Here is a 12519-nt window from a genome sequence, read left to right on the forward strand (position 1 = left end):
ATGGATCGCAAATTAATCGGGGTCGACCTTGGTGGTACGACGACTAAATTCGCTATTTTAACAGAAAATGGTGACATTCAACAAAAATGGAGTATTGAAACCACGATTTTAGACGAGGGCGCACACATCGTCCCTAACATCATCGATTCAATTAACCATCACATCGACCTTTACAAGATGGACCGTTCTCAATTTGTTGGTATCGGGATGGGAACTCCTGGGACCGTTGATTTGGAAAAAGGGACCGTTATTGGCGCCTACAACTTAAACTGGAAGACCTTACAACCAGTTAAGAAACAAATCGAAGAAGGCACTGGCATCAAGTTTACGTTGGATAATGACGCTAACGTCGCTGCTTTAGGCGAACGTTGGAAGGGTGCCGGCGAAAACGGTAACGACGTTGTCTTCGTAACACTTGGTACTGGTGTCGGCGGTGGGATCATCGCTGATGGCCACTTGTTACACGGAACTGCTGGTGCAGCCGGTGAAATTGGTCACGTTACCGTTGAACCAAATGGCTACATGTGTACTTGTGGTAAGAAGGGTTGTTTGGAACAATACGCTTCCGCAACTGGTGTGGTTCACGTCGCTCGCGACATGGCCGAAGAATTCTCTGGTAGCTCTAAGTTAAAACAACTCTTAGACAACGGTGAAGAAATCAGTTCAAAGATTACCTTTGATTTAGCTAAAGAAGGCGACACCTTAGCAAAGAGCGTGGTTGACCGTGTTTCTTACTACTTAGGTTTAGCATTAGCTAACGTTGGTAACACGATGAACCCATCATTCATCATTATCGGTGGTGGTGTTTCCGCTGCCGGTGACTTCTTATTGAAGCAAGTTGAAAGTTACTTCAAGCAATTTACGTTCCCAACAGTTCGTAATACCACGATCTTGAAGCTAGCCGTTTTAGGTAACGATGCTGGTGTGATTGGGGCTGCTTCATTAGCACAACGCTTTATTTAAAGATATAATCGTATTGAAAAGGTCCGGCGAATGCCGGGCCTTTTTTGGTACATAGAGATACTTAGTCCGGTCGCCACTGATAACACGCGGCCGTGGGACCGGGTTAAGCCTGAGGAGCGGTCTTAACCCTCGCCCGGAACAATTGCAAAAAACACAATTGTCCCGGACCGTCCGTGATGTAAGGTCGGCAAAGAAAACGCCGCCCCAACATCACCTGCACGACCGATGTTATCAGTGGCAACCTCCGAGCATTCAATAAATTTAGATCGTTAATATCGGAAAAATTGTGTTTAGTACTGGCGGCAGAAAGACTTTCTTTGGAAATGTGGTCCAGGGTGATATTCAAAATTGTTTACAATATCAAAAAGCTGGTCATGAAAAGTCCGAAGATTTTTCATGACCAGCTTTTAATTCAAGGACTTATGTTCAAAGTTCCGTTTTAATTATTCTGCAGCGTATTGACCAGCTAAGCGGCCAAAGGTGAGGGCGTGGCTAGCAGTTAAGCCAGGAACATGGTCTGGGTAAGAACCCCAGAAGAAGCCACCTGAGCAGTTACCAGCAGCGTAGAGGCCAGGGATAACGTCGTCAGCGGTATTAACCACTTCCATCTTAGTCGTGACCCGTAAGCCATCCAGGGTAGCAAGTAAGCGACCACCCACAATGGCACCGTAATAGGGTGCTTGGTCAACGGGTTCTAACCGTGAGGCTTCCTTACCGAAGTCGGTGTCTTTACCGGCTTTGACGTTAGCGTTATATTGTTGGACACTATTTTCCAAGTTCTTAACGGGTAAGTTCAGTTTGGCTGCTAATTCTTCAATCGTATCAGCCTTTTGAACTAAGCCTTCTTTAAGGCGGTCTTGGACTTCTGAGCGCGCTTCATCACCAGTAAAGATGCCGGGGAAGTTTAAGCGTGAGCAACCAAGCGTATGGTATTGTTTTAAGAATTTATCAGTCATCGTGGCTTCAGTCCAAATCATGGCACTGAGGTAACCAGGCTGCTTTGAAGCGGCGTTCATCTGAAATTGATAAGGGGCGCTTTCGTTGAAGAAACGTTGACCGTTCAAGTTGACCTTTAACATTGGGTATGAACCTAACCATAAGTAACCAGGATCGTCGGGTGGGGTCATATCGATTTCGTAAAAGTCTTTTGCATTGGTGCCAACCGGTACCGCAGCACGGTTAAAGACGATTGATGCTGGTTCTTCATCTTTTGCGGCGCCAACTTCGAGGGCAGCAACTAGGCCCGAACCGTCATCACGTTGACCATCGGAATACATATTGGTCTTTAAGCCAACTGGGTTCCACTTTTGCATTAAAGCTTGGTTGGTGCCATAGCCACCAGTACATAAAATAACGCCTTTGTTAGCGGAAATGGTAGTCTGTTGATTCGTTTTAGTATCGCGGACGACGGCACCAACGACACGGCCATCTTTGACGACTAAGTGTTCAAGCTTGGTTTGCCATCTAAATTCAACGCCAAGTTGTTCGTCCTTTTCAATGACCCAGTTACCGTAGCCCATTTCCCAGTAGGCGCCGTCTGCTGCGGTGACTTCGTTGCCAGTTGGGAAGGCGTGGTTGCGTTCAGTTTCATAGTGGGCATCGCTAGTTGATTGCATATACGCGCCGTGTGGTTGCAAGACTTGGTCATCCAACCAGTCAACGGCTTCAGAGCTGTGGTCTACCCAAGTATAGAGTAGGCGTTCATCAACGTTGCCTTGTGCAAAAGTTGATAGAAAGTTAACCAGTTCGTTGCGATCAATGTCGACGTTTTTTTTCTGTTGGGCTTTACTATGAATTGAAGCAATTGTATCCCGGTATAAATAACCCGCACTTTTCATCTTATCAATGACTAAGACCTTAGCACCGTTTTCAGCGGCACTGGCTGCAGCCATCCCACCAGCATTGCTGGCACCGACAATAATAATATCGTAATTTGTTTTTTTCATGAGAGAACCTTCTTTTCATCTAAATTAGTTTTTGACGTGTTGAAATGGTTTCTGCTAAGTAGCGCAATTAATGCCATGATGACTACTGTGACAATGGCAAAGAAGACGTAGACCGCGTTGAAACCGCCGAATTTTTCGGCAATGAAGTTATTTAAAGGCATTGCAAAGGCACCAATGAAGAAAGAAATCGAGCTAACATAGGAGAATCCTTTGGAGAAGGCGCGTTTGCCAAGTGCCGCACTTGCAATCGTTGTAATCCCAGTACCAAGATAAACGTAAAAGACGTCGTTGATTCCGGCACTGAAGATGGCTAAATTAGCAACGTGACTGTTAGTGGCAATGATTAATAAGATATCTGAGATGACGGCAACGCCTAACCAAAGCATGCTAGCACGTTCAGCACCGTATTTGTCACAAGTTGACCCAATTAGCGGGTTCAAGAAAATATCAAATAACATGGCTGCTGTGACCATTAATCCACCAACGGTTCCGTTGAAGCCGGATGTGGCAGCGTAGGTTGGAAACATCTGGTTTAAAACGGCTGGGAATTGAAGTAAGACAATCATAATGAGTAAGATCCAGAAAGCGGCGGAATGGAAAAGCTCGTGGTTAGAGACTGGTTTGACCGTTTCTGAAGTGGCCTCTTCCTCGTGCAAAGTGCCGTATGGTTGCCGATTTTCTTGTTCGGGTGAGAAGCTAACGCCAAACAGCGCACAAGGAATACTTAGGACGGCAACTAAGATAGCAAGGAGTGTCAACGTATTTTGCCAGCCATTGTTGGCAATTAACCCTGATAAAATTGGGCTCATGATGCCTTGAAAAACTGAGGTAATCGCCCAGCATAATCCGATTGCTAACCCCGCTTTGTCGGCGAACCAGTTATTGATCAAAATACCAACTGGGACAAATGACATAAACGAGACTGCAATTCCAACGACAACTGCAATTAAGAAGAACCACCAAACATTGGTGAAATGTGGCATCAATAATAAACTGATAACAATGGCAATACTTGAAACTGTATAAAGTAACCGACTGCTTGTCCGTGCAAGAATTTTAGGAACAATCGGCATCATTAATGCCATCACTAAAACGATCACGGTGTAGTAATACGATAAAAATGAAACGCTAGTATGTAACGATAGACTTAACGGCACGAGGAAGGACCCCATTAATACCATGCTGGAACCTAAACACGCTGCTGAAATTAGGCCGATGCAGAACATCACGATCCAAGGCCTAATATTCGATTTTTGATTAGTCATTTAATCACCCCATCTAAATTACTTATTGCTTACACCTTGATAATACGCCATTGATAGCGGTATCATTAACTCGATAATGAATAGTGCGATGACAGAATGGAATGGTAGTCATGAATACGACGCAAGTGAAATGTTTTTTGTCTGTAGCTAAAACGCTTAACTTTACTAAATCGGCCGAAGAACTGTATTTATCACAGTCAACGGTGTCAAAAAATATTAAAAACCTTGAAAAAGAAATTCAAGTCAAATTAGTTAATCGAAATTATCACCACGTTTATTTGACTGAAAAGGGAAAGATTTTCTATAACCGTATGTCACTAATTGCTGCGGAGATTGATAGTACGGTGGCTAACTTGCAACAAGGCCAGGTAATTGATCGACCAAAGATTAAAATGGGCTACACGGACTTACCATTTGAAAAAAAGTGGCTCCCGATTGCGTTAAAGCTGACGAATGCCCAGACACACATCGACTTAGTGCCGTACTTTGTGAATCCAGGGCGTGAGCACCGGATTACGCAATTGATCACGAATGGGACCGTTGATTTAATGCTTATTCAACGGGATATCATGAAGAAAGCGGACGGGACTAAGTATTTTGAATTGTTTAAAAAGGTATTTTCCATCATCGCTTATGAAAATGACCCGCTATTCTTAAAACAGCAGATTACTTTTGATGATTTAATTGGGCATAATATTTATTTGTGGAATGGTAATGATGATTTCCCAGCAATTGAAAGTTTAAAGTATAGCTTGAATACCCATGCACCTAGTATTAGTTTTAGCGAAGCAGACGATACTTCGACCATCATTGCGTATATTCGTGCGGGTATGGGTATTGGGATTGTTCCAAGTGTTCTTTATAACAAGGATGATACGGATTTGAGGTACATTCCATTAGATGCCAAACAAGTCTTGTCGTACGGCATTGTCTATGCGCAGGATAGTGAACGACCAGAGCTTATTTCAGAGGTCAATAAGTTGGTTGCACGGGCGGTAAACGTGGCTAAAGTCAATTTTTGATTTGGAAAAAAGTTGAATGATTTTTAAGCTGATGAATTTAAAATTGCTAATTAAGTAAAATCAAAAAAGGCTCGCTGTTTGAATCCTCCTTACGAAGAGGACTCAAACAGCGAGCCTATATTTGTTGTTCAAAAGTAAATCTTTAGCACACTGGTTTTGCCGACAAGCGAGAAATTTAGTTTTAACGCGACTGTGAGACTAAGGTCAGGTGACCACGTTGGACGCGATAGAATCCCGGATGAATACGTTGATGGTAAAACTTGCGCATTCCCTTTGTAAAGGACTTGTCAGCTTCGGGAACGGCAACGTACTCGTATTGCTGTAAGTTCTTGCGAAAGGCCGTTTTTTGCTTGCTAAAGGTGGCTTGACCCGTCGCGTTGTTCGTAAAGAAGTAGTAGTTCGCTAAGTAACCAGCGTAGTAAGTGTTAACTTCAACCTTATGCGGATCGATGATCAGAATCTTGGTATCGTTTAACTTCGTCCAAGGTTTGGCGATAGTGGTGATCATCACGGGAAGGGTACGTCGGTTATAGTTATTAGTAAAGTTTGTCCCGTTGATTTCAGAGTACATCATGATAACAGCGAAGAACATGATGAGAAATGACGCCAGTTGATACCCGTTCTTTGTCCAAATGGAACGAAAATTGCGGGGACTCCGTTCAGCGAGGTTTTGCTCATAAAAGGTTTCATCAATGACGCGGACCAAAACGATGGCCCCGATGAACAGGTTCAACACGACCGTTGTGGACATGTAGCGTTCAAACCCATCAAGGGTGATGGCTTCGTCATAGGGCATCGACAAGACGTACATCCCTAGCAGACTGAAATAGTAAAGTAACGAGACGAGGTCTAACCAGCCCAACACTTTAAGTAGGCCGTTTGGATGGTGGCACGCGTACTTAATAATTGCCCAGCCCCCGATTAGGAGCAGGTTGAGTGCCAAAAAGCCCTGCGTAGATAACGATCCCAGGCTAAAGATCTGTTTGAGAAACTGTTGGCCGATGCTGATGAAACCATGGAGGCCATCGTGGGACAGTTGGTGGGAATAGGCTTGAGCACTAATTTCGTGCTTGGAAGTCGTGAACGTCAATTTGACGTGGATTTCCCACCAAATAAACGGTAAGGCACCTACCAAGAGGGTACCAATCCAGGTGACGACAACGCGCAGTGCTTTTTTGAACCAATGGCTAGCTGAGGGTTGCTTAATCAATGAATATAAATAGTAAACCGCAATAATGGCGACAAAAAAGGCCGCGGAGTTTTTGACTAGCAAGAGCGACCCGCTAAATAAAGCCACGTGGGCCATTTGGATGCGGGGCTGACGCTGGTAAACGAAGATGCCGCCTAGGGCGGCCATGGTGAGAATGGCTAAGACGTAATCAACCAGTAAATTATTCAAGCGAATGTTGATATTAAAGACGTACGAAATCGCAATCGTCAGGCATAACAGCATCGAGTTAAGTCCCCGGGTTCGGTCACGTAACGTGGCAAAGATGGCGTAACTCGCTGCCCAAATTAGGATGAATTGGGCGACGAGCATCGTGCCGGAACTAAAGCCCGTGAAGGTGACAAATTGGGTGATAAATAACGCGGTAGCCGGTGGATACGACGTAAAGGAAATAATCGTATCACTCGGACCGGGTAGGTGCCCCGTGTAAGTCAAAAATTTAACGATGGTGGCCCAGTGAGAAAAATTATCGTAGTGGATAAGTGGACTCCGGAAAAGCACCAGCGCCATGATGAAGCCTAGAAAAATCATCCAGGCATCAAAGAGGTGAAGGCCTTCATAATGAAAGGCAACTTTTCCAAAGTGACCTAGGACTAACCGGGCAATCAGTAAAACGACACCCAAGCTGGTGACGACCCACATACCGATTCGTAGCCAGCCGAGCATTGCAAAAACGTACAGTAACATGATTTGGACTAGAATGCCGGTAATCCAAGTTAAATACGGGTTAATTCTGAGCCAACGCATCGTGCTGCTGTAGCCAATCAACGCGAGTGCAAAGAAAATGAGACCAATGAATGCCACGAGAATCCCTCCGATTAATGAATTAGTGAATGCGTTTTAAACCGTGCGGTGTTACTTTAAAGAATCCAGTAATGACGTGCTGGTGATAAGCCTTATGAGTAAGCACCGTAAACGTACGGTGGGTTTCAGGGATGGCGACGTAATCAAATTTTTGTACGGTCGCCTTGAAAGCCTTAGGGGTCATCATAAAGTTTTCCTGGCCAATGGCTTTGTCAGTAAAGAAGTAATAGCGTCCTACGTAACCGGCATAGTAGTCGTTGACGTCGACTTCCTCGGGATCAACGATGAGGACCTTGGCGTGATTTAAATGAGTCCACGGTTTCGCAATTCGCTTCATTTGTAGCGGTAGCGTGTTGTGGTTCATTTTGTTAGTAAAGTTTGTCCCGGTAATTTCAGAGTACATCATTGTAATGGCAAAGAAGCCCACGACTAACGTGGAGACTTGATAGATATTTTTAGTGGCCGCGTTTTTAAAGGACTGGGTATCCCGCTTTTGAAAGTTTTGCTCAAATTGCAAGTTATCTAGGACCCGAACGAGTGCCACGGCGCCAATAAACAAGTTGATGATTACAATACTACCCATGTAGCGTTCAAAACCGTCTAAGATGATGGCTTCTGCGTAGGGCATTGAAAGGATGTACATACCAAATAGGCTGCCGTAATAGGCAATAAAGACGATATCTAATAGGACGGCCATGCCGAACAGATCATTACGGCGGTGCATCCGCAAACGGGTGTAAAGCCACGTTCCGATTAAGACCACGTTAATCAGTAGGATTCCCTTGGTCGAAAGCGAATTAAGACTTAGAATCTGTTCAATAAATTTATGAGCAATTTTTAGTAATTGTTGGTGACTTTCACCACCCAGTTGCTTGGAGTACGCTTGCGCACTAATTTGGTGTTTTGAAACCGTAAACGTGTGTTTAACGTGCCAGTTCCACCATAGGAACGGTAAGAGCCCGATGCCAATGGTGCTGACAAATTGTAGCGGTACGGCGATAAGCCGCCGGTACCAGTGACCACGCCCGTTTGCAATCAGGGTATACAGGAAGTAGCACCCAATCATCACGACAAAGAACGTCGCGGAGTTTTTGACCAACATTAACGCGCCGATAAAGATGGCGGTGTGCGCGCATAGTAACGCTGGCTTTTTCTTGTAGGCAAAGATCCCAAGTAAGGCTGCGACCGCAATGATTGGCAGCACGTAATCAACTAACAAGTTATTAAGACGGATAGCGACGTTAAAAACAAATGAGATGGCCAACGTGAAGCAGAGCGCAAAGCTTGTCAGTGCGCGGGAACGGTCCCGGAGACCGGCGAAGATGGCGTATCCGGATGCCCAGATTAATATAAATTGGGCGACCAGGGCCGTACCATCGCTAAAGCCCGTCCAGTGCACAAATTGGGTAATAAAAAGTGCAGTTGCGGGCGGGTACGACGTAAATGAAATCAGGTGATCCGTTGCTCCGGGAAGTCGGCCCGTAAACGTCATGAATTTGACCATGACGGCCCAGTGCGAAAAGTTGTCGTAGTGGACCAGGGGACTTTTCAGCAACGTTTGGCCCATGGCAATTCCTAAGCCAATCATCCAGAAATCAAAAAGGTGAATCCCTTCGAATTTCAGTCGGCCTTTGTGCCAAAATCCTAAAATAAACCAAAATACGACTAAGGCGATCCCTAAATAGGTGGTGATTTGAATCCCTAAGTTCAACATGCCGAGCATCGCAAAAACGTACAGCATTAAAATTTGAACGAGCATCGCGGTAATCCAAGCTAAGTAGGGACTAATTCCCAATCGACGCAGGGTCCCGTTGTAGCCTAGTAATCCTAAGAAGTAAATAAAAAATCCAATCCAAGCGTTCATCAAAGTAGTGACTCCTTTTAAAACCGATTAAAGCGCCGACTCCAGTTCCGTTCGTAAGTACGGGCCCGGACGATCAAGTTCATATACAATTCATCAAATGGGGTAACCCACGTGTCTTGGACACGGGGCAACGTCTTGTTTGCGCCGTCGTAAATGAGTTGCAAGTAGTGGTCCCGGTTTTCGTCAGGTGGGACCTGCACTTGTACACTGTAGATGGTGTTGTTACCGCGTTGACTAATGCGGGCAACTTTACCGGATAACTGCACGTCGAACTTGCCGTGCGCAACTGTGAGTTTAATCGTATCGCCCGTCTTGATCTTGTCGACGGGGCCATCGGTGGTGGTGAAAGCTATCCCACCTTCGGAAACATCTTCGGTGACCATTTTGTGCCATTTACCGGCGTCATCTTGAACCTTGCCTGGCACTTGCCGAATAAACCGTTCGTTTTTACGATAAACGGGACGTCCCATGGAGATAAATAGGCACATACTCAAATTAATAAAGTGCATGAGTAGCCAGAAAGTAATGACACTTCCGACCAGAATTTCGGAACCGTATTTGCCATAGTTAAACTTAATAATCGCAACCACGGTAATCGTCCATAAAATTAAGTAGGGCAAGATATACAATTTATCTTTGATCGAGTAAGTGACGTTTTTAGAGGTCACCTTGAACTTCTTAGCCTTAATCCCTAACGTCTCTAGAATGACCGGAATGAAGAGGTAGGGGGCAAAGAAGGTTTCTTGCACTTCGCCCCAACGTTCATTACGAATCTTGGCCGTGTCGCCCATTCCGGAAGTATCTCCCATGACGTAGTGCAGGAGGAAATACCCGGGCGCCCACACGACCATTAGGATCCAGAAGTTCGCATTAACGACTTGAATCTTAAAGAGGGCGTAAAGAATGGGTGCAATCATGTAAATCATGCGTCGGAAAAAGGCCCACCAATAAAAGTAGGTATTAATTAAGATAATTCGGTTCATCATTGAGAGTTTGGGATTAGTGAAAATGTGCAGGTTGCGACAACTCTGCATGACACCGCGGGCCCAACGCGTCCGTTGCTTGATGACCCCCTTCATATCAATCGGGGTTATCCCGCTTGATTGGGGCACTTTGGTGGCCAAGCTAATATAGCCGGCCATATTTAACATGGTACCCAGTTCAAAGTCTTCGGTGATCGTGTCGGTCGGGAAACCACCGACTTCGTCCACTGCTTTACGTAAGAAGACGGCGTTCGACCCGGTAAAGAGCGCCCGCTTATTTCCCCCGTTTAAGACGTTAATATCCCGAGAAAAGAAGTCCTGTTCGTTGGGGATGATCTTTTCTGAGAAGAGGTTAAATTGGAAAATATCGGCGTTGTAAAAACTTTGGGGCGTTTGGACAAAGCCCAGTGGTTCAGTGTGATCAGGATCATCGGTCAATTGTTGAAAGTTTTGGGTAAATAACGGTACGGTATTGCGAAGAAAACCGGAAAAGGGAATCATATCGGTATCGAAAATAACAAACAGTGGTGAATCCAACTTAGCCAGGGTGTTATTGATGTTCCCGGACTTAGCCTGTTTGTTACCTTCCATGCCGGAATAACCGACGTGATAATGTTTGGCTAACGCCTGAACTTCTGGCCGGTTGCCGTCGTCGGCAATGACCACGTGGACCTTGCTCTTATCCGGGTAGTCGATGTAGGTCGCGGCGTTTACCGTTTTGCGCAATAAGTCGACTTCTTCGTTATGGGTCACGATGATAATGTCGACGTCTGGCAGTGGTTGGGTCGTGCTGTAGTCTGGCATCTCTAAGCGCCACTTTTGCTTAGTTGAAAGCATCCGGAAGAAAATTAAAATAAAGCCGGTGGTATTCGACAGAATTTCGCTGATGACTAATAACAAGGCAAAAATCAGAATAAAGATGTTTGCGTGCCAGGGAATCGTGAAAAAGATCCGCCATAACAAATAAATTACTGATAAAAGAATCGCTAGAAAATAAAGGACCCGGCGACGGTTAGACATGTTGAGGACCTTCCTTAAAAATAACGTCACGTTGAATCTGGTAGCTAATAATGAAGAGGATGAAGTCGACAATCATTTTAGCTAGGGTTGGAACCAACTGGCCATTGGTGGCTGGTAGCAGCGTGGTGAGTAAGTCGGTAAAGAACCCTGAGGCTAACATTTGTACGATAAATAAACACCCGTACTTAATTAACGTTTGGCTGCCGGCGTGATTGAAAACAACGCGGTGGTTAATTGAATAGTTTGCAAGCGAAGAGGCCACGCGTGAAACGATGGTGGCCATTAAAATACTGTTCAAAACGTGGTTGCCGAGAACAAAAAGGACAAGGTAAAAAAGGCTAATATCGATTAAGAAGGAGATTAGCCCGCTAGCAGCAAATTTTAAAAATCGTGAATAGATGGCAACGGAATCACGAATAACCCGAAAATGTGAAGAAGCGTTACCGGCCAAGTAAATCGTGGGAATCGGTTGTTCGACGATTTTAACTTGGTGCTTTTTGGCTTGGAGCAACATATCAAATTCGAATTCAAACCGGTCACCGGGAAAATTGATCAGTTCTGCCATGTACGTGACTGGAATCACCCGTAACCCCGTCTGGGTATCGGAAATAGTTTGTCGCGTTAGTAGTCGTACCAAGGCTCTGGTCAGTAAATTGCCGAATTGACTACGGAAGGGGATGTCGTTGGTAAAGTGACGGACCCCGATGACTAGCCGGTGCGGATTGTCCGCAAACTTGGTTAAGCAACTCTGGAGTGCGTCAGCGGTATGCTGGCCGTCAGAGTCCATGGTGGCAACGCCGTCGATGTCCGGAAAATGCTTCTGGACGTAGGCAAAGCCGGTTTTGAGCGCCGCCCCCTTACCGCGGTTTTGAGGATGGTGGCGAATGGTCAGGTCAGGATAATTGCGGATCAATTCTTGAAAAATGGCTTGGTGTTTGGTATCACTGCCATCATCCACAATAATGATTTTTTTAATGATGTTGTTTAATGTCGTGGTGGTTGTAATGTTGTTAATCAGCTCAATTAACTTATTGTCTGGGTTAAGAGCTGGAATGATGACGCCGATACTTATCATAATGTTTCCCCGGTTTCTTTCTATATAATTAGTAGAAATAATCTACTATAATTTCTCGTGTCGTAGACTATAAGAAAAGGTTCACTAGGAATTATATTAACTATTAATTAAGACCTGTGGTAACTAGTTGGGGAAATAGTTTAAATAAATTGACATAAAGACTGAGATGGCAGTGTTAATAGAGCTGTTATGGTCTTTTATTAGGACGGATACGGGTCATTTTACTTAAGTCGTTTCATAACTAAATTAATGACTGTGGTGATGGATAATGATTATCTCGAAGGGGGATGAAAAATTAGAATTGCGGGATAAATGTTTTAAATCGGTGCGGATTGAAAGTAAGTGTATT

Annotated in this window: 8 protein-coding genes; 2 read left to right on the forward strand and 6 right to left on the reverse strand. The window is 44.8% G+C overall.

Translation table 11 applies throughout. The annotated features are described in order from the left end of the window. Positions 1–963, forward strand: a complete 963-nt coding sequence (locus tag IV64_RS09375; protein WP_057706983.1) for an ROK family glucokinase — start codon at positions 1–3, stop codon at positions 961–963. Between the two features lie 443 nt (positions 964–1406). On the opposite strand, the gene IV64_RS09380 is transcribed toward IV64_RS09375, so the two are convergent. Together IV64_RS09380 and IV64_RS09385 are read right to left on the reverse strand one after the other, a co-directional pair. Beyond that, positions 1407–2909 (reverse strand): FAD-dependent oxidoreductase, encoded by a 1503-nt coding sequence (locus tag IV64_RS09380; protein ID WP_057706984.1) that lies wholly within the window; start codon positions 2907–2909, stop codon positions 1407–1409. Further along, a complete protein-coding gene (locus IV64_RS09385) occupies positions 2906–4174 on the reverse strand; it encodes an MFS transporter (protein ID WP_083491629.1) in 1269 nt (422 codons plus the stop codon). The genes IV64_RS09380 and IV64_RS09385 overlap by 4 nt, the downstream gene beginning before the upstream one ends. Positions 4175–4284: 110 nt before the next feature. Between IV64_RS09385 and IV64_RS09390 the strand changes: the two genes are divergently transcribed. Next, positions 4285–5196 carry a LysR family transcriptional regulator gene (locus IV64_RS09390; protein ID WP_057706986.1) on the forward strand — a complete coding sequence of 304 codons (912 nt, stop codon included), beginning with the start codon at positions 4285–4287 and terminating at the stop codon, positions 5194–5196. 181 nt (positions 5197–5377) lie between these two features. On the opposite strand, the gene IV64_RS09395 is transcribed toward IV64_RS09390, so the two are convergent. The 4 genes from IV64_RS09395 to IV64_RS09410 are packed head-to-tail and all read right to left on the reverse strand — an operon-like array spanning position 5378 to position 12170. After that, positions 5378–7228: an ABC transporter permease gene (locus IV64_RS09395; protein WP_157061119.1), complete on the reverse strand. Its 1851-nt coding sequence runs from the start codon at positions 7226–7228 to the stop codon at positions 5378–5380. 22 nt (positions 7229–7250) lie between these two features. Then, positions 7251–9092 carry an ABC transporter permease gene (locus IV64_RS09400; RefSeq protein WP_057706987.1) on the reverse strand — a complete coding sequence of 614 codons (1842 nt, stop codon included), beginning with the start codon at positions 9090–9092 and terminating at the stop codon, positions 7251–7253. A 17-nt stretch (positions 9093–9109) separates the two neighbouring features. Beyond that, positions 9110–11095: a glycosyltransferase family 2 protein gene (locus IV64_RS09405; protein WP_057706988.1), complete on the reverse strand. Its 1986-nt coding sequence runs from the start codon at positions 11093–11095 to the stop codon at positions 9110–9112. Then, positions 11088–12170 (reverse strand): bifunctional glycosyltransferase family 2/GtrA family protein, encoded by a 1083-nt coding sequence (locus tag IV64_RS09410; protein ID WP_057706989.1) that lies wholly within the window; start codon positions 12168–12170, stop codon positions 11088–11090. Before IV64_RS09410 ends, IV64_RS09405 begins: the two co-directional genes overlap by 8 nt. Positions 12171–12519: the final 349 nt, after the last annotated feature.

Source organism: Lactiplantibacillus xiangfangensis, assembly GCF_001438845.1.
Classification (GTDB): Bacteria; Bacillota; Bacilli; order Lactobacillales; family Lactobacillaceae; genus Lactiplantibacillus; species Lactiplantibacillus xiangfangensis.